Origin of the sequence: Mycobacterium sp. KBS0706 (assembly GCF_005938675.2) — a bacterium.
Taxonomy (GTDB): Bacteria; Pseudomonadota; Alphaproteobacteria; order DSM-16000; family Inquilinaceae; genus Inquilinus.
Genome location: NZ_VCCH02000026.1, coordinates 67,046 through 91,722, shown reverse-complemented (window position 1 = coordinate 91,722; position 24,677 = coordinate 67,046). Strand labels below are relative to the sequence as shown.

The 24,677-nt window shown below is 67.7% G+C and carries 20 protein-coding genes, 1 pseudogene and 1 riboswitch; of the genes and pseudogenes, 4 read left to right on the top strand and 17 right to left on the bottom strand.

Annotated features, from left to right (window positions below; genetic code table 11):
* From cobW to FFK22_RS16305, 13 genes are all read right to left on the bottom strand, one after another.
* Positions 1 to 853: cobalamin biosynthesis protein CobW (gene cobW, locus FFK22_RS16365; RefSeq protein ID WP_143956830.1), on the bottom strand; the 853-nt coding region annotated here is incomplete at its 3' end.
* 9 nt (positions 854 to 862) lie between these two features.
* Positions 863 to 1,387, bottom strand: a complete 525-nt coding sequence (cobU, locus tag FFK22_RS16360) for a bifunctional adenosylcobinamide kinase/adenosylcobinamide-phosphate guanylyltransferase (protein WP_138892484.1) — start codon at positions 1,385 to 1,387, stop codon at positions 863 to 865.
* 118 nt (positions 1,388 to 1,505) lie between these two features.
* Positions 1,506 to 1,714: riboswitch (cobalamin riboswitch) on the bottom strand.
* A 281-nt stretch (positions 1,715 to 1,995) separates the two neighbouring features.
* Positions 1,996 to 3,165, bottom strand: a complete 1,170-nt coding sequence (locus FFK22_RS16355) for a fatty acid desaturase (protein WP_138892483.1) — start codon at positions 3,163 to 3,165, stop codon at positions 1,996 to 1,998.
* A 79-nt stretch (positions 3,166 to 3,244) separates the two neighbouring features.
* Positions 3,245 to 4,276 carry an ABC transporter permease gene (locus FFK22_RS16350; protein WP_138892482.1) on the bottom strand — a complete coding sequence of 344 codons (1,032 nt, stop codon included), beginning with the start codon at positions 4,274 to 4,276 and terminating at the stop codon, positions 3,245 to 3,247.
* 17 nt (positions 4,277 to 4,293) lie between these two features.
* Entirely contained in the window at positions 4,294 to 5,790 is a 1,497-nt protein-coding gene (locus tag FFK22_RS16345) for a sugar ABC transporter ATP-binding protein (protein ID WP_138892481.1), read from the bottom strand.
* Positions 5,791 to 5,943: 153 nt separating this feature from the next.
* Positions 5,944 to 6,966, bottom strand: coding sequence for a sugar ABC transporter substrate-binding protein (locus FFK22_RS16340; protein WP_138892480.1), 1,023 nt, complete (start codon positions 6,964 to 6,966; stop codon positions 5,944 to 5,946).
* Positions 6,967 to 7,072: 106 nt separating this feature from the next.
* Complete coding sequence (locus FFK22_RS16335) at positions 7,073 to 7,378, bottom strand: hypothetical protein (protein WP_138892479.1); 306 nt, start codon at positions 7,376 to 7,378, stop codon at positions 7,073 to 7,075.
* A 33-nt stretch (positions 7,379 to 7,411) separates the two neighbouring features.
* The gene (locus FFK22_RS16330) at positions 7,412 to 8,122 is read right to left on the bottom strand and encodes an ABC transporter ATP-binding protein (protein ID WP_138892478.1); all 711 of its coding nucleotides are present in this window, start codon (positions 8,120 to 8,122) and stop codon (positions 7,412 to 7,414) included.
* On the bottom strand, positions 8,119 to 8,886 hold the full coding sequence (locus FFK22_RS16325) for an ABC transporter ATP-binding protein (protein ID WP_138892477.1): 768 nt from the start codon (positions 8,884 to 8,886) through the stop codon (positions 8,119 to 8,121). Before FFK22_RS16325 ends, FFK22_RS16330 begins: the two co-directional genes overlap by 4 nt.
* The gene (locus FFK22_RS16320) at positions 8,879 to 9,847 is read right to left on the bottom strand and encodes a branched-chain amino acid ABC transporter permease (RefSeq protein ID WP_221938637.1); all 969 of its coding nucleotides are present in this window, start codon (positions 9,845 to 9,847) and stop codon (positions 8,879 to 8,881) included. The genes FFK22_RS16325 and FFK22_RS16320 overlap by 8 nt, the downstream gene beginning before the upstream one ends.
* A gap of 4 nt (positions 9,848 to 9,851) precedes the next feature.
* Positions 9,852 to 10,775, bottom strand: a complete 924-nt coding sequence (locus FFK22_RS16315; protein WP_138892475.1) for a branched-chain amino acid ABC transporter permease — start codon at positions 10,773 to 10,775, stop codon at positions 9,852 to 9,854.
* A 191-nt stretch (positions 10,776 to 10,966) separates the two neighbouring features.
* Positions 10,967 to 12,139 carry an ABC transporter substrate-binding protein gene (locus tag FFK22_RS16310; RefSeq protein ID WP_138892474.1) on the bottom strand — a complete coding sequence of 391 codons (1,173 nt, stop codon included), beginning with the start codon at positions 12,137 to 12,139 and terminating at the stop codon, positions 10,967 to 10,969.
* A 255-nt stretch (positions 12,140 to 12,394) separates the two neighbouring features.
* Positions 12,395 to 17,674, bottom strand: a complete 5,280-nt coding sequence (locus FFK22_RS16305; protein ID WP_186002492.1) for a type I polyketide synthase — start codon at positions 17,672 to 17,674, stop codon at positions 12,395 to 12,397.
* 400 nt (positions 17,675 to 18,074) lie between these two features.
* On the opposite strand from FFK22_RS16305, the pseudogene FFK22_RS44430 reads away from it, so the two are divergent.
* Together FFK22_RS44430 and FFK22_RS42990 are read left to right on the top strand one after the other, a co-directional pair.
* Positions 18,075 to 18,310: pseudogene (locus FFK22_RS44430) on the top strand (recombinase family protein); the annotation flags it as partial.
* Between the two features lie 44 nt (positions 18,311 to 18,354).
* The gene (locus tag FFK22_RS42990; protein ID WP_186002494.1) at positions 18,355 to 18,867 is read left to right on the top strand and encodes a hypothetical protein; all 513 of its coding nucleotides are present in this window, start codon (positions 18,355 to 18,357) and stop codon (positions 18,865 to 18,867) included.
* Here the strand turns inward: FFK22_RS42990 and cobD are convergent.
* The 3 genes from cobD to cobA all read right to left on the bottom strand — a co-directional run bounded on the left by cobD (position 18,864) and on the right by cobA (position 22,196).
* The gene (gene cobD, locus FFK22_RS16295; RefSeq protein ID WP_143956829.1) at positions 18,864 to 19,850 is read right to left on the bottom strand and encodes a threonine-phosphate decarboxylase CobD; all 987 of its coding nucleotides are present in this window, start codon (positions 19,848 to 19,850) and stop codon (positions 18,864 to 18,866) included. The two genes, FFK22_RS42990 and cobD, sit on opposite strands and share 4 nt — an antisense overlap.
* Complete coding sequence (locus FFK22_RS16290) at positions 19,847 to 21,175, bottom strand: cobyrinate a,c-diamide synthase (RefSeq protein WP_138889755.1); 1,329 nt, start codon at positions 21,173 to 21,175, stop codon at positions 19,847 to 19,849. Before FFK22_RS16290 ends, cobD begins: the two co-directional genes overlap by 4 nt.
* Before the next feature lie 181 nt (positions 21,176 to 21,356).
* Positions 21,357 to 22,196, bottom strand: a complete 840-nt coding sequence (gene cobA / locus FFK22_RS16285) for a uroporphyrinogen-III C-methyltransferase (RefSeq protein ID WP_138889754.1) — start codon at positions 22,194 to 22,196, stop codon at positions 21,357 to 21,359.
* Positions 22,197 to 22,267: 71 nt separating this feature from the next.
* On the opposite strand from cobA, the gene FFK22_RS16280 reads away from it, so the two are divergent.
* Together FFK22_RS16280 and FFK22_RS16275 are read left to right on the top strand one after the other, a co-directional pair.
* Positions 22,268 to 23,359 carry a cobalt-precorrin-5B (C(1))-methyltransferase gene (locus tag FFK22_RS16280; RefSeq protein WP_138889753.1) on the top strand — a complete coding sequence of 364 codons (1,092 nt, stop codon included), beginning with the start codon at positions 22,268 to 22,270 and terminating at the stop codon, positions 23,357 to 23,359.
* Positions 23,349 to 24,104 (top strand): cobalt-precorrin-6A reductase, encoded by a 756-nt coding sequence (locus FFK22_RS16275; RefSeq protein ID WP_138889752.1) that lies wholly within the window; start codon positions 23,349 to 23,351, stop codon positions 24,102 to 24,104. The genes FFK22_RS16280 and FFK22_RS16275 overlap by 11 nt, the downstream gene beginning before the upstream one ends.
* Here FFK22_RS16275 and FFK22_RS16270 read toward each other — a convergent pair.
* On the bottom strand, positions 24,088 to 24,666 hold the full coding sequence (locus FFK22_RS16270) for a HupE/UreJ family protein (RefSeq protein WP_138889751.1): 579 nt from the start codon (positions 24,664 to 24,666) through the stop codon (positions 24,088 to 24,090). The two genes, FFK22_RS16275 and FFK22_RS16270, sit on opposite strands and share 17 nt — an antisense overlap.
* Between the last annotated feature and the right edge of the window lie 11 nt (positions 24,667 to 24,677).

Here is a 24,677-nt window from a genome sequence, read left to right as displayed (position 1 = left end):
CCTTCAGCCGCAGGATGTCATGCGCCTCGATCACCGGCTTCAGCTTGCGCGCCAGGGCGTCCGGGTCGGCCACGGTGCCGAGGTCGACATGGAAGCTCTCGAAATCATCGTGGTCGTGCTCCTCCTCCGCATCATGATGCGAGGGGCGCGCCGCCAGGTCGTCCTCGGCCGCGGCGCCGAGGCCCAGCAGCACCGCGGCGTCGATGGCGCCGTGCCGGGCCTTGACCACCTTCACCCCCGGGCGCAGCTGGGTGGCGAGGTCGGTGGAGACCGCCGACACGGACTCGTCGTCCAGCAGGTCGGTCTTGTTCAGGATCACCATGTCGGCGCAGGCCAGCTGGTCCTCGAACAGCTCCTCCAGCGGGCTGTCATGGTCCAGCGCCTCATCGGCCGCACGCTGCTCCGCCAGCGCCTCTTCATCTGGAACAAACCGCCCCTCGGACACGGCGGCGCCGTCGATCACGGTGATGACGCCGTCGACCGTCACCCGGGTGCGGATCTCGGGCCAGCCGAAGGCCTTCACCAGCGGCTTGGGCAGGGCCAGGCCGCTGGTCTCGATCACGATGTGCTCCGGCGGGTCGGCGCGGTTCAGCAGCTTCTCGATGGTCGGGATGAAGTCGTCGGCCACGGTGCAGCAGATGCAGCCATTGGCCAGCTCGACCACATCCTCCTCGCGGCAAGTGGCGTCGCCGCAGCTGCGCAGCAGGTCGCCGTCGACGCCGACATCGCCGAACTCGTTGATGATCAGCGCCAGCCGGCGGCCGTTGGCGGTCTGCAGCAGGTGGCGGATCAGCGTGGTCTTGCCGGCGCCGAGGAAGCCGGTGACGACGGTCGCGGGGATCTTGGCGGGCATTCGGAGTCCTCAGGCGGATTTCAGGGTCAGGGGAAGGCCGGCGGCGACGAAGACGACCGAGGGCACGACGGCGGCCACGGCCTGGTGCAGGCGCCCGGCATGGTCGCGGAAGGCGCGGGCCAGGGCGTTGTCGGGGACGATGCCGAGCCCGACCTCGTTCGACACCAGCACCACCGGGCCGGGCGGGGCCGCGAGCCAGCGCACCAGCCGCTCGGTCTCGGCGGCGATGTCGCGGTCGGCATGCATGAGATTGGACAGCCAGAGCGTCAGGCAGTCGACCAGCACGGCGCGGCCGGGACCGGCGGCCTCCGCCAGCACCTCGACGAGATCGAGCGGCGCCTCGACGGTGCGCCAGCGCGAGCCGCGCTGCGCCTGGTGGCGGGAGATCCGCTCGACCATCTCGGCGTCCCAGGCCTCGGCGGTGGCGAGATAGACGCAGTCGCCGGGCTGGCTCTCGACCAGCGCCTCGGCATGCCGGCTCTTGCCCGACCGGGCGCCGCCCAGCACCAGCGTCGCCGCCGGCAGCTCAGACATCAGTCGGTCGATGCAACACGCCCTCGCCCTTCGCTCGGCCGGACAGGGCTTGGACGCCGGAGACGGGGCCTGGAGGCGCCGCGCATCCCGCGCCACCGGTTCACCCCGCCCGGCGGTTCGCACGCATCGCCTCGCCGGCAGGTCTCCTGGCTCGCGGGTCGTCGCCTGCCTCCGCCTTCCCGGCCATCGGCCAGTGGCTGTCGGAGATGGGCTCGCCGCCTACAGTTGCGGGGGCAGCCGCGGATCAGGCCGAGGATCGGCCGTCCCGCGTTCCCTTTTCACCCCTCGGGCCTTCGCCTTCGGGGAACCGGTTGCGCGATGGCGGCACAGTAGGCGGCGTGGGACGGGCGGTCAATCGATGCCGCCGATCGGGTCAGGGCAATCGCTTGAAGCGCCTCCAGTGGCAGATGGGGCGCAGTCTGTGCCTCTCCCGCTTGCGGGAGAGGTCGGAGACGCGAAGCGGCTCCGGGTGAGGGGATTTCGTCGGGGACTGGACCAGCCCTCACCCGGTCGTCCTTCGGACGCCCGACCTCTCCCGCGTCCGGCGGGAGAGGCAATACAAAACCCGTCCGTAGACATCGCCCTACGTTCAAGCGGCTGCCTGCGGCTCAGGCCGCGGCCAGACGCTTGCCGACGGCTTCCAGCACCAGGCGATGGGCCCGTTCGACGATGTCGTCCATCGACCGGGACTTCGCGAACATCGCCGTCGCCCGCAGCCGGACCGCTTCCCGCGTCGGGAAGGTCGGGAGATGCGCCTTGGCCAGCAGGTCGACGGTCTTGTGCTGGGCGGTCGCCAGGGCGTCGCGGAGGTCGGCCAGGGTCGGCGCATGGGCATGGGCCAGCGCCTCGTGCAGCGCCGCCGCGATCCGCTCGGCCGGGAAGCTCGCCGCCAGCTCGGCCGCTGCGCGCTCGATGATCTTGGTGCCGAGGCGCTGCTCGTTGCGCAGCACCGCCTCGGGCGGGGTCTTCAGGTTCCAGACCACGCCGCACCAGGATAGCGCCTTCAGGATGTAGAAGGTCGGGTCGACCTCCCACCATCTGAAGCCTTGGCGCACGCTGCTCTGATAGGCGTGGTGGTTGTTGTGCCAGCCCTCGCCCATCGTGACCAGGGCCAGCAGCCAGTTGTTGCGGGAATCGTCGCCGGTGACATAGCGCTTGCGGCCATGCACATGGGCCAGGGAGTTGATGCAGAAGGTGCCGTGATAGACCAGCACCGTGCTCCAGACGAAGCCGACCACCAGCCCGGGCCAGCCGCCGATCAGGAAGGTGATCGCGGCCAGGATGACGGCCGGGGTCAGCTCGTATTTGTGCAGCAGCATCAGCTCGGGGTAGCGCGCGAAATCGGCGATCTTGCTGAGATCCGTCGTGCGATGGCGGGTCGAGAAGATCCAGCCGAGATGGGCGTAGACGAAGCCGCGATGCCGGGGCGAATGCACGTCCTGCTCGGTGTCGGAATGCTGGTGGTGGTGCCGGTGCTTGGCGGCCCACCACAGCGTGCTCTTCTGCGCCGTGCTCTGCGACAGGAAGGCCAGGATGAACTGGAACACCCGGCTGGTGGAATAGGCGCGATGGGCGAAATAGCGGTGGTAGCCGGCCCCGATCGCGAAGATGCGCAGGAAGTACAGGACCACGCAGATCACGACGGACTGCCAGGTGACGCCGGTCCAGATCGCCGCGAAGGCGGCGAGATGGAGCAGGACGAACGGGCCCGCCTCCGGATACAGGATGTCCTCGTGGTCGTGCGAGGCGTCGTCCGGACCGGTCCGCGGGATGCTCATGGGCTCCGTCATATACTGGTGCATCGACCTCGACGAAGGGGCGCCGGGCGTCCCCTAGATAGGGATCGGTGCGCCGCCGTCAAGCGGAAGCAGCGCCGCGCACCGTCCGCAGGCGCTGGGCGTAGACGTTGATCACCAGCGCCGCCAGCAGGATCAGACCACGGATCAGGATCTTGAGGAAGCTGTCGATGTCGACATGGTCCAGGCCGTTGTTCAGCACGCCCAGGATCAGCACGCCGACGATGGTGTTGCCGATGCCGCCGCGGCCGCCGAACAGGCTGGTGCCGCCGACCACCACCGCGGCGATGGCGTCGAGCAGGAAGGTGTCGAACTCGTTCTGCTGAGCGCTGCCGAAATAGGCGACGCCGAGCATGCCGGCGAGGCCGGAGCACACCGCGGAGATCACCAGCACCGCGCCGATGATGACCCGGACGTTGACGCCGGAGAACTCCGCCGCCTCGCGGTTGCCGCCGACCATGTAGACGTAGCGGCCGAAGCGCGTATAGGTCAGCACCAGATGCGCCGCCAGCAGCGTGATGCCGGCGACGATCACGATCCAGGGAACGCCGCCGATCGACCCCGAGCCGAGGGTGACGAGGATCGGCGGCACGGCATAGGCAATCTGGCCGCGCACCAGCATGGCGCAGATGCCGGCGCCGATCTGCATCATCGCCAGCGTCATGATGAAGGACGGGATGCCGATCCGGGTCACGCCGAAAGCGTTGATCAGCCCCAGCGCCGCACAGCTGGCCAGCGCCACCACGATCGCGGCCCAGCCCGGCAGCGGCACATTGGCGATGTTCACATAGGATTCCTGCACCGTGAAGAAGGCGACGACGATGCCGGCCGCATTGGCGATGGCCGCGACCGACAGGTCGATCTCGGCGCACAGGATGACGAAGGTCAGCCCGACGGCGATGATCGCCGTGACCGACACCTGGTTCAGCACGTTGCTGAAATTGTCCATCGTCAGGAAGGACGGGCTGGCGACGCCGAAGAACACCACCAGGGCGATCAGCGTGATGAAGGGCGCGATGTTGCGCAGCTGGCTGCCCAGCATGGCGCCGAGCCTGGAGCCGGCGCTGCGGGTCGGTGTGGTCTGCGCATCCATAAGGTCTTCGTCCCCTGTCACGCCGCCTCGAGCAGGCGGTCCTTGCTGACCGTGCCGTCCGCGAATTCCCGGGCGATCTCGCCCTTGCGCATCACCAGGATGCGGTCGGCCAGCGCCAGCACCGTCTCGGGCTCGGCCGAGACCACGACGACGCCGATGCCCTGGTCGCGCAGGCCGCGGACGATGCCGACGACATCCTCCTTGGCGCCGACATCCATGCCACGGGTCGGCTCGCTGAGGATCAGCACCCGCGGCGGGTAGGTCAGCCACTTGGCCAGCGCCACCTTCTGCTGGTTGCCGCCCGACAGCGCGCCGAGCTCGGCGTCGACATGCGGGGTGCGGATGCGCAGCTTTTCGACATGCTTGCGGGCGATGCCGCGCTCGGCGTCCGGACGCAGCAGCCAGCGCGAGATCCGGTCGAGGATGCTGATCGAGACGTTCTTGTAGATCGGCTCGTGGTGGAACAGCATCGCCCGCCGGCTTTCCGGCACGAAGGCGATGCCGGCCCGGCGGGCCCTGGCGGTGGTGGACAGCCGCACCGGCTGCCCCGAAACCGAGATCCGGCCGCTGTCGGATGGCAGCTTGCCGAACATGGTGCGCGCCAGCTCGAGCTGGCCGCAGCCCATGAAGCCGTAGATGCCCAGCACCTCGCCGGCCCGCACCTCGAGCGAGACGTCGCGGTAGCGGCCGGCCAGCGACAGCCCGTCGACCGACATCACCACCGGATGGCCGGGCTTCGGGTCGAGCTTGAACTCGCCGGTGTAGCTCTCCTCCAGCTCGTCATGGCCGCTGCCGATCATGCGGTCGATCAGCATCGCCTTGTCGGTATCGGCGGCCGCGGCCGACATCACCCGCTGGCCGTTGCGGAACACCGTCACCGAATCGGAGATCCGCAGGATGTCGTCGAGGAAATGCGAGATGAAGACGAAGCTGCGCCCCTCGTCGCGCAGCCGCCGCAGCACGCCGAACAGCCGCTCGATCTCCGGCGGCGACAGCGCCGAGGTCGGCTCGTCCAGGATGATGATGCGGGCGCCGGAGAACAGCACCCGGGCGATTTCGATCAGCTGCTGCAGCCCGATTGGCAGCGCGCCGGCTGGGGTGCGCGGGTCGATATCGATGCCGAGCCGGCGCAGCTGCTCCCCCGCCGCGCGCCGCATACCGGCCCAGTCGACGATGCCGAGCCGGGTCAGCGGCTGCGAGCCGAGGAACACGTTCTCGGCGACGCTGAGGTCCGGCACGATGCTCAGCTCCTGATGCACCATGCCGACGCCGGCGGCCAGCGCGTCGCGGGCCGAGCGGAAGCGCACGTCCTGGCCGTCGATCCGCATCCGGCCCTCATACTCCGAATGCACGCCGGCAATGATCTTCATCAGGGTCGACTTGCCGGCGCCGTTCTCGCCGACCAGGCCATGGATCTCGCCGGCCTTGAGCGCGAAATCGACATCCCGAAGGGCCCGGACGCCGCCGAACGCCTTCGAGATGCCGCTGAGCTCGAGCACAGGGGGCTGGGTCATGGTGCGGGTCTGTTTGCTTTCTGCCACCCGCCGTCATTGCGAGGAGGCGAAGCCGACGAAACAATTCAGGGGCTGGTTCTTGGGGCCTCCGGATTGCTTCGCCGCGCTCGCAATGACGGTATGGGTCCTCGGTAAACCTGCTGCCGGACGCGATCAGATCAGGAAGTGATCCTGCATCCACTGCATCCCGGCTGCGTTCGCCTTGGTCACGACCGGACCGTCGGTGACCACGGATTTCGGGATCCCCTCGCCGCTCTTCTCGCCGGCGGTTACCGCCGCGACCCCGGCGATCACCGCGCCGCCATGGATGCGGCTGGACGGGTTGCGCACGGTCGCGTACATGCGCCCGTCCGCCACCGCCGAAATCGCCGGCGGCATGGCGTCGACGCCACCGATCAGGATGTCGGTCCGGTTGCGGGCCTTCATCACGTTGTAGGCGGCCAGCGCCATGTCATCGTTGTGGAAGAAGGCGGCGCTGATCTTCGGATACTTGGTCAGGTGGGTTTCCCACAGGCGGGCCGTCTTCGACACGTCCCAATCGGCCGGGTCGGTGTTCAGCACCTCGATCTTCGGGAACTGCTTGACCACCGATTCGAAGCCGCGCGCCCGGCCCTGCGCCCCGGTGTGCCCGAGGGCGCCCTGGGTCATGATGATGGTGCCTTCGCCGTTGATGGCGTTGCACAGCGCCTGGGTCACGGCCCCGCCCATGAATTCGTTGTCCGGGGCGAGGAAGGAGTGGACGTTGATCTGGTCCAGGGGCGCGATCAGCGTGTCCATGTCGATCACCGGGATGCCGGCGTCGATCATCTTCTGCACCGGCTGGGTCAGGGTGCCGATGCCGAAGGCCTGGATCGCCACGAAATCCCATTTCTGGGACGCCATGTTGTCGATCGCGGTGCGCTGCTTCGGCGCCGCCAGCTCGCCGTCGAACCAGGTGATCTCGACGTTGAACAGCTTGCCCCAGTATTCCGCCGCCTGCTTGCCCTGGGCGCACCAAGTGGCCTGCAGCCCAGCGTTGGAAAAGGCCGCCTTCAGCGGCTTCTCGGACCGGCCCGCGGCTTCCGCCGCCTGGGCCGCCATGTTGAAATCCAGCCCGCCGAGCGCGGCTGCCGCACCCGCCGTGGCAGCAGCGGCCATGATGAAATCACGCCTGCTGCGATGCTCGCGATCGCCCATGAACGTCCTCCCGAAATCGTGCTGTCGAAACAACAGTCACCCGGGGCTTCTTGCGAGCCCCGGCGAGACTCTGGCAGCGCGCGGGAGGCGACGCAACGGCTATTTGTCAGACAGTTTGCCCGCGCACCTTGCTCTGCCCGACCCGGGCCGCCAGGACGGAGAAGGACGGCGCCGGATCCTCGGCCGCGGCCTTGTTGGCCATGCGGAGATAGCGCAGCGGGAAGCAGATCGCCTCGACATTAGCGGCGCTGACCTCGGCCGGGCGCCGGACGTCGGCGACCAGGCCGGCCTCCGCCTTCGCCAGGGCCTGGTCGATCTCGTTCTGGTCGAGCAATCCCTTGTCGCGCAGCGCCGTCATCAGCGCGGTCAGGGCGGCATAGACGCCTTCGAGCTGGAGGTTGGCGGTGTTCATCTGGCACTCCCGGGCTGGACGGCACTGTCTCGACTATAGCGCCAAATAGCGCTCCCGCGTTCCCTCGGATGCGGCGAGCTCGGCGCTGCTGCCGCTCCACACCACCCTGCCCTTCTCGATCACCGCATGGCGCTGGGCCAGGCGCAGCAGGGCGTCGAGGGTCTTGTCGACGATCAGGATCGACTGGCCCTCGCCCTTCAGCCGGTCGAGACAGGCCCAGATCTCGGCCCGGATCAGCGGCGCCAGGCCTTCCGTCGCCTCGTCCAGCACCAGCAGCTTCGGGTTGGTCATCAGCGCCCGGCCGATCGCCAGCATCTGCTGCTCGCCGCCGGAGAGCTGGCGGCCGCCATGCCGCCGCCGCTCCGCCAGCCGCGGGAAGACGGCGTAGACCCGGTCGAGCGTCCAGGGTGCCGTGCGGCCGAAGCGGTCGGCGGCGGTGGCGACCAGATTCTCCTCCACCGTCAGGGTCGGGAAGATCTGCCGCCCCTCCGGCACCAGCCCGATGCCGGCCTGGGCGATGCGGTAGGGCGGCAGGCCGGTGATGTCGGCGCCGTCGAAGCGGATTCGGCCGGCTCCGGGGCGCAGCAGGCCGAGCAGGCTGCGAATCGTCGTGGTCTTGCCCATGCCGTTGCGGCCGAGCAGGGTCGCGATCTCCCCCGTCGCGACGCTGAAGGAGATGCCGAACAGCACCTGGGCGCCGCCATAGCCGGCCTCCAGCCCGTCGATCTCCAGGAGCGCGGTCACGCCGCGTCCTCGCCGAGATAGGCGGCTCGGACCTCCGGGCTGGCACGGATCTCGTCCGGCGTGCCGGTGGCGATGACGCGGCCATAGACCAGGACCGAGATGCGATCGGCCAGGGCGAAGACCGCGCTCATGTCGTGCTCGACCAGGATCATCGGCAGGGTGCCGGCCAGGCCGCGCAGCAGCTCGACCAGCCGCGCCGTCTCCTCGCGCCCGGTGCCGGCCATCGGCTCGTCCAGCACCAGCAGCTTCGGCTCCAGCGCCAGGGCCATGGCGAGCTCGAGCTGGCGCTTCTCGCCATGGCTCAGGACAGAGGCTGGCACTTCGGCCCGGCCGCCGAGCCCGGTGCGCTGCAGGAGAGCCTGGGCCGCCGCGTCGATTTCCCGGTCGCGGCCGACCGGGCGGAGGAAGCGGAAGCTGGAGCCGCGGCGGCGCTGCACCGCCGTCGCCACGTTCTGCAGCGTGGTGAAGCCGGGCAGCAGCCGGGCGATCTGGAAGGTGCGGGCCAGGCCGCGCTGGGCCCGGCGATGCGTCGGCAGGCGGGTGATGTCCTCGCCCAGGAAGCGGATGGTGCCGGCATCGGGCACGAGGCGGCCGCAGATCTGCTGGATCAGCGTGGTCTTGCCGGCGCCGTTCGGGCCGATCAGGGCGTGGATCTCGCCGGGCCGGACGTCGAAGCCGACGCCGTCGGTGACGGTCAGGGCGCCGAAGCGCTTGCACAGGCCCTCGACCTGCAGGACCGGTGCAGAGGTCAACCTCTCAGTCATGCCGCACCTTGCCCAGCAGGCCGCCCAGTCCTCCGCGCAGGAACAGCACCACCAGGATCAGCAGCGGCCCGAAGATCAGCCGCCAATGCTCGGTGACGCCGGACAGCAGCTCCTCGGCCAGCAGGAAGGCGGCGGCGCCGACGATGGCGCCGTGCAGGCTGCCGATGCCACCCAGCACCACCATCACGATCAGCTCGCCCGAGCGCTGCCAGGACATGTAGGCCGGGCTGACGAACTCGGCCTGGATCGCCAGCAGCGCCCCGGCCAGGCCGGCGATGGCGCCGGCGATGACGGTGGCCGCCAGGCGGTAGGCGAAGGGGTCGTAGCCGAGGGCACGCATCCGCTCCTCATCCTCGCGGCAGCCGCGCAGCACCCGGCCGAAGCGCGACCGGGTGACGGCGCGGCACAGCGCCCAGGCCGCGACCAGCAGAAGCAGGACGATGTAGTAGAAGGCTGACCGGTCGTTCAGCCAATCGAAGCCGGCGACCAGCGGCCGGGACCACAGCGTCAGCCCGTCATCGCCGCCATAGGCGGACAGGCTGGTCATGGTGAAATAGGCCATCTGGCCGAAGGCCAGGGTGATCATGATGTAGTGCACGCCTCGGGTCTTCAGCGACACCGCGCCGGTCAGGGCGGCGAAGACCGCCGCCGCCAGCATCGCCGCCGGCAGCAGCACCAGCCCCTCCTCCAGCCCCGCATCCGTCAGGATGCCGACGGCATAGGCGCCGAGGCCGATGAAAGCGGCATGGCCGAAGGAGACCAGCCCGCCATAGCCGAGGATCAGGTCGAGGCTGACCGCGGCGATGGCGAAGATCATGATCCGGCCGGCCACGGTCAGCGGATAGGTGCCCCCGCCGAGCAGCGGCGCCACCACCGGCACCAGCGCCAGCACGGCGAAGATCAGCAGCGCCGGCAAGACCGCGCGCAGGGCCGAGGGCGTCGGGCTCGTGGCCCCGGTCATCGCGTCACTGGCCATGGGCGGGGAACAGCCCGGCCGGGCGCCAGAACAGGATCGCGGCCATCAAGAGGTAGATCAGCATCGAGGCCAGGGCCGGCCCGACCTGGTTGGCCGCGGCCGGCGCCAGCACCAGGCGGAACAGGTCGGTGGCGAAGGACCGGCCGAGCGTGTCGACCAGCCCGACCAGCAGCGAGGCCATGAAGGCGCCCTTGATCGAGCCGATGCCGCCGATGACGATGACGACGAAGGCCAGGATCAGGAAGTTGTCACCCATGTTCGGCTCGACCGCGAAAATCGGCCCGGCCAGGGCGCCGGCGAAGCCCGCCAGCATGGTGCCGACGCCGAACACGATCATGAACAGCCGGCGGATGTTCACCCCCAGCGCCGAGACCATGTCGGCATTGCTGGCCCCGGCCCGGACACGCATGCCGATTCTGGTGCGCGCGATCAGGATCCACAGCAGCAGGGCGACGCCGAGCCCGGCCGCCAGCACGGCGAGGCGGTAGACCGGGTACAAGAGGCCCGGCATCAGCGCGATCGACCCCGACAGCGCCTCCGGCATCGGATAGCTGAGCGGCGACGAGCCCCACAGCGCCCGCACCGCCTCGTTGAAGAACAGGATCAGCCCGAAGGTCGCCAGCACCTGGTCGAGATGGCTGCGGCCATAGAGGTGGCGGAACACCAGGATTTCGAGCAGCAGGCCAAGCAGCAGCGCGGCGCCGAGAGCCAGCAGCAGGGCCAGCAGGAAGTGGCCGGTCAGCCCGTAGAAGGCGACGGCGAAATAGGCGCCCAGCATGTACTGCACGCCATGCGCCAGGTTGATGAAGTCCATCACCCCGAAGACCAGCGTCAGCCCGGCCGCGATCAGGAACAGCAGCACGCCGAGCTGCAGCCCGTTCAGGGCCTGGACGACCAGGAGGGTGGTGCTCATGGGTTCACCGCGTCCGCCCTCACCCGGAGCCGCTTCGCGTCTCCGACCTCTCCCGTAAACGGGAGAGGTAAATGATCATGGCTCCCCTTTTGCCTCTCCCGCGTGGCGGGAGAGGTCGGACGTCCGACAGGATGGCCGGGTGAGGGTCGGCAGGATCTTTCCATCACGAACCGCCCTGCTCTCACCCCGCCTCAGTCCATCTTGCACTGGTCGGCGTAGGCGTCGCCGTAATGCGGGAACACGGTTTCGACCCGGCTGGTGACGATCTTGCCGTCGTCGCGCTTCACCACCTCGGTCAGGTAGAAATCCTGGACCGGGAAGTTGTTCTTGTTCCAGGCGAAGTCGCCGCGGACGCTGGTCCATTTGGCGTCGCGGATCGCGGTCTTCAGCGTCTCCGCATCGGTCTTGCCGCCGGCCTGGCGGATGGCGGCGTCGATCAGCTTGGCCGCGTCGTAGCCGTTGGCGGCATACAGAGCCGGCTCGTAGCCGTATTCCTTCTCGAAGGCGGCGACGAAGGCCTTGTTGGCGGGGTTGTCGAGATTCGGCGCCCATTGCGCCCCGGCGAACAGGCCGAGCGCCGCGTCCTTGGTGGCCGGCAGCGTGGTCTCGTCGACGGTGAAGGCGGACAGGAACGGGATGCGGTCGGCCAGGCCGGCCTGACGGTACTGCCGAACCAGGTTGACGCCGGAGCCGCCGGGCATGAACACGAACACCGCCTGCGGCTCTGCCGCCGCGATCTTCGCCAGCTCGGCCGAGAAATCCTGCTGGTTGACCTGGGTGTAGATCTCCTCGACCACCTCGCCCTTGTAGTGGCGCTTGAAGCCGGCCAGCGCGTCCTTGCCGGCCTGATAGTTCGGGGCGATCAGCGCCACCTTGGCCCAGCCCTTGTCCTGGGCATACTTGCCCATGACCTCGTGGTTCTGGTCGTTCTGGTAGGAGACCGAGAAGAAATACGGGCTGCAGCCCTTGCCGGCCAGCGGCGACGGCCCGGCATTCGGGCTGATCAGGATTTTCTCGGCATCGGTCACCGGCTTGGCGATCGCCATCATGACGTTGGAGAAGACGACGCCGACGACGATGTCGACCTGGTCGCTCTCCAACAGCTTGCGCACCTTGTTGACGGCGATGTCGGGCTTCAGCTCGTCATCCTCGACCACCACCTCGGTCGACAACCCGCCGAGCTGCCCGCCCAGCTCCTTGACCCCGAGCTGGAAGCCGTCGCGCATGTGCTGGCCCAAAGCCGCCGGCGGGCCGGAGAGCGTGGCCATGAAGCCAATCTTGAGCTTGCCGTCCTCGGCCTGCGCCGCGAGCGACACCGTCGCCATCAGCGCGGCCGCCAGCAGGGCCGGAATGCGTCTCGCCATGATGCTCTCCCCCGTTTCTTGTCGAGCGCCGGCGGTGGCCGCCGATCGCGCGCCGCCAGTCTTTCACGCGCCTCCGTCGGGCGGAAGCGATTGGATCCATCTAATCATGAAATGCTTTAAGTTTAAAACAGATTCGGGCCGGGTTGCGCCAGCGGCCGGCAGGACTATGGGGCCACGACAGCGCTCTTCACGGGCGACGAGTTCGCGCCTGGCGGATCAACACGCGCGCGTGCCGCATGGCGGGCCAGGCAGCGGTCATTCGCTTTCTGCACCGGCACATAGCGACCCTCGAACATACCTGGCGATTGCCTCGACCGTTGGATGGTTCCATATCAGTGTCGGAGGCATTTCAATTTTATATTGCTGCGCCAATCTGATCCGCAATACGACCATTATCAAGGAGTCCGCCCCCATATCGACCAGTGATCTTTTGGGCAGAACATCTGTCGGTGAGCACCGAAGCTCGCCGGCTACTATTCTCTGAATATCAGTTACGAGCCAATCCAATAGTGCTTCCTGAGGCACGGATGCCCACGGATCCGCTCCAGATGGGGCCTCATCGGAGGCGACATCGTTCGTCAAACGGCTCAAAACCGGCAGTGGCCGAGCGGCCGGATCCGAAATGTTTGGGCGGAAAACGGCAACATAGGCGGCCGATCCTTTTTGCGCGATATCCCAGGACCTGAACGCCGTCGACACGCTAATCGCATCGACACCGACCGCTCTCGCCTCCAGCAACGACACGCCGATGGTCTTCGACATCCCCAGGCGTTCCCACGCCATCCAACCAATGCTCAGGGTCCTGTCCGAGGCATTTCGTGCTCGATACCTGGCGAATCCATCCATGAACGAGTTTGCGGCAGCGTAGCTCCCCTGTCCTGTCAGCCGACCGATCTGTCCGGAAGATGAGAAAAGGACGAAGAAATCGATCGAACCAGGAGGGAAGGCCTTATGAAGAGCCAGCGTGCCATTCACTTTGGGCCTCAACACATCGCGAAGGTCCTTGCGCTCAACCTGGTCCAGCATTCCACCTTTGAAGACCCCCGCCGCGTGCACGATGCCCTTTATGGGCGGCATGCCGAGCGCGGATTCGGAGAGGGCTGCAGCGACAGCACGTTCATCCGACACATCGAGCGCAAGGGGTAGCACCGTCACGCCTTGGCTCTCGATATCACGGATACAATCAATCGTCGCGCGCGTTTCAGGAGCGGTGATCGACGCCCATTCGCTCCGAGGCGGCAAGCCTCTGCGACTGGTCAGAACGAGACGCCGCGCTCCGTTGTTAACCAGATACTGCGCGGCGCGTACGCCCAACGCCCCTAAGCCTCCGGTAACAAGATAGGTCGCATCTGCAGTACAAAACGACTCGATCGCGGGGCCTTCCCTTTCTGCCGGGGCCGGGATCAATCGCAGGCCCTCCGCAGCACGTGCGGTGACGGCAATGACGTCTTCTTCGGTATTCAGAAGAACCGACTGCAAACGAGAAGCCGCTTCCGCGCTCGCCAAATCTTGCGGCTCCATGTCGTAGAGCCCACCCCAGAGGTCCGGACGCTCACCCGCGATAATGCGCGAAATACCCCAAAGCACTGATTGTCCGAGGGTCTCCTGAGTTTCCATACCTCTTACGCCAGTGGTCAAACAACCCACTCGGAGGCCGGGACAAGTGTCTTTGGCCTGAATTGCCCAGCGTATCGTCGACATGAGATGCCATGCATTCCGCTCGACATTTTCTTCCGGAGTTTCGCCGGCGATCAAATCGGAACCGAGCACGATCACCAGAACGTCATGCTTTTCCAACGGGACCGCATCGACGAACGGACACAGCTCAGATTCGATACCCGCCTGCCTCAGGCCGGCCGCCAGCCGCAGAGCGGTACCGCTCTCCTCTCCCAACAACACCAACTGTGGTAAGGGGTGCTGTTTCTCTCCGTTGATCACAAGCTCCTCCCAGTGCTCGACAAAGACAGGCTCACTGGTGAGGATCCCGAAGTCACTCTCCTTATCCAGAAGGCCAAACGCGAGGCCTTCTATCCAAGCCGCAACGTCTCCTTTTTCATCATCAAATATGACGAGATCCATGCTCGCGCTTTCCGAGCCGCCGCCAGCATCCCTGGCGCGCGCAAGAACCGTGAATTTCGTTGGCAAGCGCGGCCCTACTGCCACCTTGGCGACATGAGCGGGCATCCGCATCGCGCCGTCGTCAGGCAGCAGCAAAGGGGTTATCGTCAACGCACCGTCCAAAACCGCCGCCCAGCTGTTCCCTCCGGCCATAGCTGGCGACACTTCCATCGTCGCGATTATTTCGTTACTGCATCGATAAAGCTCGCCAAGCAACCATTCAAAGCCATATCCGCCGATTCCCTTCCGTTGAAAGAGTTCTTCAATGGCATCCCGCGTCACATGCTCCGTGCATCGCGCCCTATACTCCTCGACGCTCGGCTGCCAGGCCCGATCACTATCCCATGCAAACGTCGCGGTGGTGTGGGTTGTCCACGAGTGATCGTCCTCTGCCTTCTCTCGACCATCTTCGTCGACGAGTCGACTTGCCAGCTCGATCTTGTTGCCCTGCTTGACCAACTGAATATCGCGCACCTGCTCGACAGCCACCGGCGTATGCAACGAAATGTCCTTGAGGCAAGGCAGCCGCGCATGGCGTGCCCCTGCCTGCATGAACGAATGCAGCAATACCGCAGCAGGAACGATTTCCACCCCGAACACCGGATGCTTTCCCGGATACGGGCGGGACTCAAAGTTGAGTTGCGATCTCCACACGTAGCTCGTTGGGGTGCTGCGAACAGTCGTACAAGAACCAAGCAGGGTGTGACTTTCCGGAATGTGCCCTCGCCCACCGGCGGAGGTGATTGGCGACGCTTTCGTCCAGTACTTACGGTGATTCCAGCTTGTCGGAGGGAGATCGGCCAGGCGAGCCTGCGGGAAGGACTCGTGCCACACCAGATCAGCGCCATGGCAATAGAGATTGGCCAAGCTGGCCATCATGCCGCTCCGCTCCGGACAATCCTTTTTGATTGTCGGAGAAACAACGACATCTTCTCTACCCTTCGCAATCGCCGTTTCCCTCAGCGAATGCGAGACTGTCGGTCTTGTCGATACCTCCAAATATAGATTGAAATCGTCCGCCATAGCGGCCGTCACTGCCTGCTCAAAGAGAACAGGATCCCTGGCGTTCCTGACCCAGAATTCCGCATCGCGGCTGACTTGGGCTCTCGGATCATTCAATGTCGTGTTGTACATCTCAATCGTCGGCGTCAGGTGAACCAGCCCGGCGCATGCAGCACGGATGTCTTCTCGAACTCGGTCGATATGCGGACTGTGAAACGCAACGTCCGTCGCGACACGTCGCGTAACGAGGCCCTCCTCCGCCCAATCGTCGCATATTTGCGAGATTGCACCGATGTCACCCGAAATGATCGTGGAAGCCGGGCTTGCGGCAATGGCCGCGACGACGCGGACCTCTTGGCCGAGACGCGTTTTCACGTCGTCGAACGGAAGGTTGACCATCAGCATTCCGCCTTGTCCGGAAAGCCGTTGCAAGATGGCCGCCCGCCGGCACACGAAACGGGCCGCCGATATCTTTTCCAGGGCTCCAGCAGCGACGGCAGCCGCAATCTCACCAACGGAATACCCAATCACCGCGGCCGGTGTCAGACCTTTGCTGGCCCACAAGGCGGTCAGCCCGATCTGCACAGCAAAAATCATCGCCTGGGTTCGCTCAACAGAAGAGAAATCCCCAAGCTCCAACGCCTCGCGTGGAGAATATCCCAACTCCTCCCGGTACACTTTCTCAAGCGAATCCAGTTCCGACGCGAAGACGGGCTCATTCTGCAGCAACTCGCGGCACATTCCGTCCCATTGGGCGCCATGACCCGAGAAAACAAATACGACGCCACGGCTCTTGTTGTTCAGGATCGGCCCCGTTGCGTAGTGCTCAGACACGGTTCCGGTCGGCATGCTTTGCAACGCGGCCAGCAGCTCTTCTTTTGTCGAGGCTATGATGCCTGCCCTTACGCTCAGGTGATCGCGCCGCCAACTCAGCGTGTATCCGATATCGTCCAGATCCTCCTGAGGATTGGCCTCGATCCAATGCGCAAACTTGCGTGCATATTGGGTCAAGCTTTCTTGCGAACGGCTTGAGAATGGGAAAAGTCTTGCGGCGGGGAGGGCCTGTCGGCCCATCGATGCCTGCCTGGCCTTAGGGCTCTCTTCGAGGGCAACATGTGCAAGCGAACCGCCGACACCATAGTTCGAGACCCCCGCCCGCCTGGGCGTAGTTGCAGAAGGCCAACTCGTCAATTCCGAGACGATCCTGATCCCCGCTGCATCCCAGTCAATCTCACCATTAAGCGTTCGATGGAGGTTCTTCGGCAAAAGACCCCGATTGAGTGAAATAACGGCCTTGATCAGACCAGCCATGCCGGCAGCGGCCTCCAGGTGACCGACATTGGGCTTAACCGAACTGACGAGGCATTCGGCGCCGCTGCTCCGCCCCAGACCGAAGACGCGCGAAAGGGCGGTCAACTCCGCCTTGTCGCCAAGCCGGGTTCCTGTCCCATGCGCCTCGATATACTGAACAGATTCAGTAGGAATGCGAGCCTGTTCATAGAGCTGCCGCAGCATCAGCTCCTGGGCATCGCCATTTGGCGCCATCATTCCAGCCGTTCGTCCGTCCTGGAAAATGCCGGAGGTCCGTATGACGGCCAAGACGCGATCGTGATCACGTTCGGCATCGGATAGGCGCTTCAAGATAAGGACGCCAGCCCCTTCTCCGCGCCCGTATCCGTCGGCGCCGGCGTCGAACGACTTGCACCACCCATCCTTCGAAGTCGCTCCTGCCGCATCCAATGCCAGCAGCACTCCGGGGAAAGTCATGATGTTCACGCCAGCGATCACGGCGATCGGAACGGTGCCGTCCCAGAGGCTTTGGCAACCTAAGTGCAACGCCGTGAGCGAACCCGCACATGCCGTATCCACAACCAGGCTGGGGCCATGGAGATCGAGCACGTAGGAGACCCGATTGGCGATACCAAAAAGCATTCCACCATTGAGAGCCCATGGTTCAATGCGCGCAAAGTCCGCATACATCTGATGCCCGTAATCGACCGATCCAGCTGCCGCAAATACGCCAGTTTTACTTCCCTTGAGTTGACTAGGCCGTATCCCGGCATGCTCCAGCGCCTCCCACACCAGCTCAAGGACAATCCTCTGCTGCGGATCAATAGATTCAGCCTCACGCGCCGATATTCCAAAGAATTCTGCGTCAAAATCTTCAATTCCGTCCATAAAGCAGCCGCGCCTCGTTGCGCGACGAAGCACTGCCGATGCTTCCGGACTTGCTTGCTCATAAGGCGCCCATCGTTCGGGGGGGACCTCTCGAACGGCAGACTGACCGTTGCAAAGAAAGTTCCAGTAGGGATCCAGCCCATCCAAATCCGGCGCGAACCGGCAACTCATCCCGACGATTGCTAATGGTTCACGTTCGGCAACGGCGATTTCTTCGTCGAAATTATAATGATCCATGGGATTTGCCTTATTTGTCGCAGACATCTCTTGTATTTTCTAGTGAATAAATTCCTTTCAAACTACATGTGAGTCAACTTATTTCGGCAACCGGGCCGTATTTCGCAAATAATACGCAAGAGCGATCTGGATTTGATGAAAATTTAGTCCTCTGTCTATCTTTAGGTACCTGTGCTTTCATTCTATTCTGTTGTGGTCGAGGCAGAAAAACAGACCCCGAGGTGACGGTCCGACCGGCATCGTCCATCTGCTGCGGCACAGCCTGGACGTCGTCTCGAGGAAGGACCGCAAGGCCGTGGCCCCGCCGGCGGGCCGCGCTCACCGCGTCCGAGGACGGGCTATGGGGCCGCCGCTCATCGGCCAGAGCCGGCGGCAAGCCTTCCATGCCGACGTCTGACAGATGGTTTGCCGGACGGGCTTTCGGACAGCGGCCGATGCATGGCGGAGGATCGGCTACGCTCGGGTTTCGACGGCCGACCAGGATCCGGTATCGCAGCTTGACGCTCTTGCCCAGGCCGGCTGCGCCCGGTGTTCCAGGTCAACGGGTCCGGCGGCAAAGCCGATCGGCCGGGTCTGACAGCAGCCCTGGCCTTCGTGCAGGAGGGCGACGCCCTGGTGGTGTGGAAGCTGGACCGCGGCCCCGCTATGGTCGCAGCATGCCGAAGCGAACGAAACCCCGCATGCCCTCCGCGATGCTGCTGGTCGGCGGCATGTTCACGGCCGGCGCGATCCTGCTGTTCCTGCTGGTGCGGCATCTCTGGTGGACCGAGCATCGCCCGTCGACCGCGCTGGTGATGGTGATCGCCTTCGACTGGGCGGTGGCCGCGATGGTCGGGTCGATGATCCTGGTCTCGCTCACCTCGGGCCGCGGCCGCCGCACGGCCCGCGGCCGCCGCGCGGCCCGCGCCCGGCGAGGCCGGGTGACGGTCGAGCTGCAGGAGAGCGACCCGCGCCGGACGACGCGGCTGACCGGCCCGGGCGCCGAGATGTCCGCCTCCGCCGACATCCGGGTCGGCAGCCGCCTGCCCGCGCTGTTCCTGTTCGCGGCTTCGGCCGGCCTCGCCGCCTTCGTCGTCTGGTTCCATCTGCAGGGCCAGTCGACCTGGATCGGCACCGGCGTCTCGCTGGTCCTGGCCTCCTATGTCGGCAACTGGGCCCGCAACGCCTGGCCGCGGCCCGAGGCGGATTCCTAGCCGAGAGCGGCAGCGAGCCGGCTGAAGCCGGCTTCGTCGCCCGGCAGGCCGAAGCGCAGCAGCGCCGGCCGGTCCGGGAAGGGCCGGACCAGGATGCCGGCACGGCCGAGCCGGTCCCAGAGCCGCGCCGCCTCCGGATGCTCGACCAGCCGGAACAGATCGGTGCCGCCGCGATCGGCGAAGCCATGGGCGGTGAGCAAGCCGGTGAGCCTTTTGGCAGCTGCCAAAAGGCGCGACCGGGTCTCGTCCTGCCAGCCCCGGTCCGACAGTGCCGCGATGCCGATCTCGATCGCCGGACCCGGCACGGACCAAGGGCCGAGCAGGCGCGCCAGCCGATCGATCTCTGCCGCCGCCCCCAGGGCGAAGCCGAGACGGATGCCGGCCAGGCCGAAGAATTTACCGAACGATCGGAGAATCAGCAGGCCGGGACGTCCGGCCGCGGACGCGATGCTCGCGCCCGGCGTGACCTCGGCGAAGGCCTCGTCGACCACCAGCAGGCCGCCGCGTGCCGCCAGATCGTCGGCCAGGGCCAGCAGGCGATTGGATTCGATGATCCGGCCGTCCGGGTTGTTCGGGTTGACCAGCACCACGACATCGGCGGCCACGGCCTCCTCGAGCGCGCCGACGGTCGCCACCGCCGCGCCCTCGGCGGCCCAGCAGGCGGCGTGCTCACCATAGGTCGGGCCGAGGATCGCCACCCGGGCGCCGGGGTGCAGCCGCGGCAGCAGCTGGATCAGGATCTGGGTGCCGGGCGCGGCGACGATCGGCGTGTCCGCCGGGGCGCCGTAGCACGACCGCGCGGTCTCCAGCAGCCGGCGCAGCCGGTCGTGCTGCGGCAGCCGGTGCCAGGCGGCGGGATCGATCGCCGGGACCGGATAGGGCGCCGGGTTGATGCCGGTCGAGAGGTCGAGCCAGCCCTCGGTGGGACGGCCCCAGCGGGCCTCGGCCGCGGCCAGATCGCCGCCATGCGGAACCATGCTCATGCCCGGTCGATCAGGTGGAAGAAGGAGCCGAAGACGGAGCCGGCGCGCCGGCCGAGGCGGCCGAGCGGCGCGCCCTCCGCATCCCAGGCCTCGAACAGCGCCTCGCCCGGCCCTTCGGACAGGATCGAGGCATAGTGGAATTCGTGGCCGCGCCAAGCGGTACCGGCGGATCCGAGCGGCGTCGCGGCGGCCAGCGCGGCGTGGCGGTAGCCGAGATGCAGCCTGCGCTCGGCGAAGGAGGTCTCGACCGGCAGCAGCCCGGCCATGGCGTGGCGGCGGCCCTCGGCGTCGGTGAGCCCGGTGCCCAGCACCATGTAGCCGCCGCATTCGCCATAGATCGCCCGGCCCTGCCCGGCTGCCGCGCGCAGCCCGTCGAGGAAGCGGCGATTGCCTGCCAGCCGGCCGGCCTGGAGCTCGGGGTAGCCGCCGGGCAGGTAGACCGCGTCGGCGGAGGGGTCCGGCGCGTCGTCGGCCAGCGGCGAGAACGGCAGGATCTCCGCTCCCGCCTCGCGCCAGGCGGCCAGCAGATGCGGATAGGCGAAGGCGAAGGCGGTGTCGCCGGCGACGGCGATGCGCTGGCCGAGGGGAGGGATGAAACCATCCGAGTCCCCCCTTCCGCGGGGGGAGGGGGGACTCATTAGAGCAACTCGCTTCAAAGGTTCTATATCCACCTCCGCCCCGACCGCATCCCCGGCCGCCGCCAGGAATGTCTCCAGCGCTGCGTGCTCGCCGGCCTGGACCAGGCCGAGATGGCGGGAGGGCAGTGCCAGGGCGGGCAGCCGCGGGACGAGACCCAGCACCGGCAGGCCGGCATGGGCGGCGGCGCGGCGCAGGATCGCCGCGTGGCGGGCGCTGCCGACCCGGTTGAAGATCACTCCGGCGATCCGGACGTCGTCGCGGAATCCCTGAAACCCGGCCAGCACCGCGGCGGCCGAAAAACCCTGGCCGCCGGCATCCAGCACCAGCACCACCGGCCAGCCGAAGCGGGCCGCGAGGTCGGCGGCCGAGCCGTCGCCGACCGAGCCGGGGCCGGGCGCGCCGTCGAACAGGCCCATCGCGGCTTCGACGATCAGGAGATCGGCGCCCTCGGCCTGCCGCGCCGCCAGCGCATCCAGCATCTCCGGCCGCATCGCCCAGGCGTCGAGATTGACGCAGGCGCGGCCGCTCGCGGCGGCGTGGAAGGCGGGGTCGATATAGTCCGGCCCGGACTTGGCCGAGGCCACGGCGACGCCGCGGTCACGCAGATGCCGCAGCAGGCCGAGCGTCACCACCGTCTTGCCGCTGCCGGAGGCCGGCGCCGCGATCATCAGGACGGGCGCAGGCATGGCTAGACCGCGTTAGCCGGAGGGACCGTGCTCGCCCCCTCACCCGAAATCGCTGTGCGATTTCGACCTCTCCCCGAGGAGAGGTGAAGCGAGATCAGCTCAGAATCCCCTCTCCTCGGGGAGAGGGAGGGGCCCGGCGCCGCAGGCGACGGGAGGGTGAGGGGGATGGGCGTCGACGCCATCATCCCGCCTCGCCCTTCGAACGGGTGCCGAGCGGGTCCGGGGTCAGGGCCTTGCCCTCGAGGGCGCCGAGCCAATCGAGCGCCTGGCGCAGCCGCACCACCTCGCCGACCACGACCACGGCCGGGGCCTCCATGCCCTGGGCGGCGACATCTTCGGCCGCCTCGGCCAGCGTCGTCTCCAGCACCCGCTGCTGCGGCGTCGTCGCCCGGCTGATCACCGCCACCGGCTCGGCGGGCGACCGGCCGCCCTCGATCAGATGCGCGGCGATCCGGGCGATGTGCTTGATCGCCATATAGACCACGATCACCGGCGAGCCGCGCGCGATCGCGTCCCAGGCGACCCCGGCGGTGACGTCGCCGGTGGCGTCATGGCCGGTCAGGAAGGTGACCGCATGGTTGGTGTCGCGATGCGTCACCGGAATGCCGGCATAGGCCGGGCCGCCGACGCCCGCGGTGATGCCGGGGACGATGCGGAACGGGATGCCGGCCTCGACCAGGGCCAGCCCCTCCTCTCCGCCCCGGCCGAAGACGAAGGGGTCGCCGCCCTTCAGCCGCAGGACGCGATTGCCGGACCGGGCCAGCTGGATCAGCCGGGCGGTGATGTCGGGCTGCTTCGGCGATGGCTTGCCGCCGCGCTTGCCGGCGAATTCCAGCACCGCGCCCGGCGCGGCCAGGCCGATGATCGACTCCGAGACCAGGGCGTCATAGACCACGACATCGGCCGAGCGCAGCGCGTGCAGCGCGTGCAGGGTCAAGAGGCCGGGATCGCCGGGGCCGGCGCCGACCAGCCAGACCCAGCCGGGCTCGAAGGCCGGAAAGGACAAGGGAAGATCAACCATCACCGGAACCTTAAAAGCCATGCGGCGACACCGCTAGGCAGTGTGCGACGCTTCCTGTATCGAAACCCATCATGGCCCGCAAACCCGAGGGACCCTTGCGGCGCGGCTGGACCACCGGCGCCTGCGCCACCGCCGCGACCGCCGCCGCCTATACCGCGCTGCTGACCGGCCGCTTCCCGGACCCGGTGGCGATCACCCTGCCGCGCGGCGAGACTCCGGCCTTCGCCCTGGCGCTGGAGGGCCGCGGTGACGGCTGGGCGCGCGCGGGCATCATCAAGGACGCCGGCGACGACCCGGACGTGACCCATGGCGCGCTCGTGGTGTCCGAGGTGCGTCGTGGGCCAGCCGGGTCGGGCGTCGCCTTCAAGGCCGGCCCGGGAGTCGGCACCGTCACCCTGCCCGGCCTGCCGATTCCGCCCGGCGAGCCAGCGATCAATCCGGTGCCGCGGCGGATGATGACCGAGGTTGTCTCCGCCATAGCCGCCGAGCATGGCGACCCCGGCGACATGGTGATCGAGATCTCGATCCCGGATGGCGAGCGGCTGGCGCGGAAGACCTGGAACCCGCGGCTCGGCATCGTCGGCGGCCTGTCGGTGCTGGGCACCACCGGCGTGGTCGTGCCCTTCTCCTGCTCGGCCTGGATCCATTCGATCCATCGCGGCATCGACGTCGCCCGGGCGCTGGGCCTGCCCCATGTCGCCGGCTGCACCGGGTCGACCTCCGAGGCCGCGGTGGTGGCGCGCTATGGCCTGCCGGACACGGCGCTGCTCGACATGGGCGATTTCGCCGGCGGGCTGCTGAAATACCTGAAGGCGCATCCGATCCCGCGCCTGACCATCGGCGGCGGCTTCGGCAAGCTGACCAAGCTGGCGCAGGGCTTCCTCGACCTGCATTCCGGCCGCAGCGAGGTCGATTTCGACTGGCTGGGCGACCGGCTGGCCGAGGCCGGCGCCCCTGGCGGGCTGGTCGAGCAGGCGCGGCGGGCCAACACGGCCAAGCAGGTGCTGGACCTGGCCTCCGGCGCCGGCATCGCCCTGGCCGACTTCGTCGCCCGGCGGGCCCAGGCGACGGCGCAAGGCGTGGTCGAGGGCAGCGGCGTCGCGGTCGAGATCCTGGTGTTCGACCGCCAGGGCGGGCTGGTGGGGGCCGCCGATGGCTGGTAGGCGGCTCTTGATCCTGGGCGGCACCGGCGAGGCGGCGGCGCTGGCCCGGTCCCTGGCCGAGGCCGGGGACTGGGACGTCACCACCTCGCTGGCCGGGCGGACCCGGGCGCCGGCGGCGCTGCCCGGCGTGGTGCGGGTCGGCGGCTTCGGCGGAGTCGACGGGCTGGCGGCGTATCTGCGGGCCGGGCGGATCGAGCGGGTGATCGACGCCACCCACCCCTTCGCCGCGACGATGTCGGCCAATGCCGCGGCCGCCTGCGCCAAGGCGGGCGTGCCGCTGCTGCGGATCGAGCGGCCGGCGTGGACGCCGGCGCCGGGTGACCGTTGGATCGATGTGGCCGATGCCGAGGCGGCCGCTGACTGGCTGGCCGGGGCGCTGCCGGCCGGTGCCGCGGTGCTGCTGACCCTGGGCCGGCAGGAGGTGGCGCCGTTCCGGCGATGCCCTGCCCTGCGCTTCGTGCTGCGCTCGATCGAGGCGCCGGCGCCGGAAGACGTGCCGCCGGACTGCCAACTGCTGAGCGAGCGCGGCCCGTTCACGCTGGACGGCGAGCGCGCTTTGATCGCCCGGCACGGCATCCGCGCCGTCGTCGCCAAGAATGCCGGCGGCGACGCCACGGCGGCGAAGCTGGCGGCGGCGCGCGAGGCGGCGATCCCGGTGCTCATGATCCGGCGTCCGGCGCCCCTGGCGACGCCGGCGGTGCCGGACGTCGCCGGGGCGCTGGACTGGCTCAGCCGGCCGCGATGACCACGCCGGCCACGGCGATGGCGGCGCCGAGCGCGCGCTCCACCGGGGCGAAGCGCAGCCGGTTCAGGCCCAGCGCCGCGCCGATGCCGATGCCGTGCAGGATCGCGGTCGCGGCGATGAAGCCGAGTCCGTAGGTCACGGCCGAGGAATCCGGGTGCATCTCGGCGCCATGGGCGTAGCCGTGGAACACGGCGAAGACCCCGGTCACCGCCATGCCGACCCAGGCCACCGGCCGCACCGCCAGCGCGATCAGGGCGCCGAAGACGATGATCGACCCGGCGATGCCGAGCTCGACCATCGGCAGGCCCAGGCCCTGGATGCCGGCGATGCCGCCGACCGCCATCAGGGTCAGGAAGGCCAGCGGCGCCTGCCAGATATAGCGGCCGCCGACCTGGCCAGCCCAGATGCCGACTGCGACCATGGCGAGGATGTGGTCGAGGCCGGAGAACGGGTGCGCGAAGCCGGCCGAGAAGCCGACCACGTCATGCCCCGGATGGGCATAGGCCGCCACCGGCAGCAGCGTCGCCAGCGCGGTCAGGGCGAGGGTCTTGGCGAGTTTCATTGCAGGGTCTC

Coding starts and splice junctions, on each gene's coding strand:
- cobU (WP_138892484.1), bottom strand. CDS start 1,387: ATGTCTGAGCTGCCGGCGGCGACGCTGGTGCTGGGCGGCGCCCGGTCG.
- FFK22_RS16355 (WP_138892483.1), bottom strand. CDS start 3,165: ATGAGCATCCCGCGGACCGGTCCGGACGACGCCTCGCACGACCACGAG.
- FFK22_RS16320 (WP_221938637.1), bottom strand. CDS start 9,847: ATGACCGGGGCCACGAGCCCGACGCCCTCGGCCCTGCGCGCGGTCTTG.
- FFK22_RS16275 (WP_138889752.1), top strand. CDS start 23,349: ATGGCTGGTAGGCGGCTCTTGATCCTGGGCGGCACCGGCGAGGCGGCG.
- FFK22_RS16310 (WP_138892474.1), bottom strand. CDS start 12,139: ATGGCGAGACGCATTCCGGCCCTGCTGGCGGCCGCGCTGATGGCGACG.
- cobD (WP_143956829.1), bottom strand. CDS start 19,850: ATGAGCATGGTTCCGCATGGCGGCGATCTGGCCGCGGCCGAGGCCCGC.
- FFK22_RS16270 (WP_138889751.1), bottom strand. CDS start 24,666: ATGAAACTCGCCAAGACCCTCGCCCTGACCGCGCTGGCGACGCTGCTG.
- FFK22_RS16305 (WP_186002492.1), bottom strand. CDS start 17,674: ATGGATCATTATAATTTCGACGAAGAAATCGCCGTTGCCGAACGTGAA.
- FFK22_RS16335 (WP_138892479.1), bottom strand. CDS start 7,378: ATGAACACCGCCAACCTCCAGCTCGAAGGCGTCTATGCCGCCCTGACC.
- FFK22_RS16325 (WP_138892477.1), bottom strand. CDS start 8,886: ATGACTGAGAGGTTGACCTCTGCACCGGTCCTGCAGGTCGAGGGCCTG.
- FFK22_RS16350 (WP_138892482.1), bottom strand. CDS start 4,276: ATGGATGCGCAGACCACACCGACCCGCAGCGCCGGCTCCAGGCTCGGC.
- FFK22_RS16340 (WP_138892480.1), bottom strand. CDS start 6,966: ATGGGCGATCGCGAGCATCGCAGCAGGCGTGATTTCATCATGGCCGCT.
- FFK22_RS42990 (WP_186002494.1), top strand. CDS start 18,355: ATGCCCTCCGCGATGCTGCTGGTCGGCGGCATGTTCACGGCCGGCGCG.
- FFK22_RS16280 (WP_138889753.1), top strand. CDS start 22,268: ATGGCCCGCAAACCCGAGGGACCCTTGCGGCGCGGCTGGACCACCGGC.
- FFK22_RS16315 (WP_138892475.1), bottom strand. CDS start 10,775: ATGAGCACCACCCTCCTGGTCGTCCAGGCCCTGAACGGGCTGCAGCTC.
- cobA (WP_138889754.1), bottom strand. CDS start 22,196: ATGGTTGATCTTCCCTTGTCCTTTCCGGCCTTCGAGCCCGGCTGGGTC.
- FFK22_RS16345 (WP_138892481.1), bottom strand. CDS start 5,790: ATGACCCAGCCCCCTGTGCTCGAGCTCAGCGGCATCTCGAAGGCGTTC.
- FFK22_RS16290 (WP_138889755.1), bottom strand. CDS start 21,175: ATGCCTGCGCCCGTCCTGATGATCGCGGCGCCGGCCTCCGGCAGCGGC.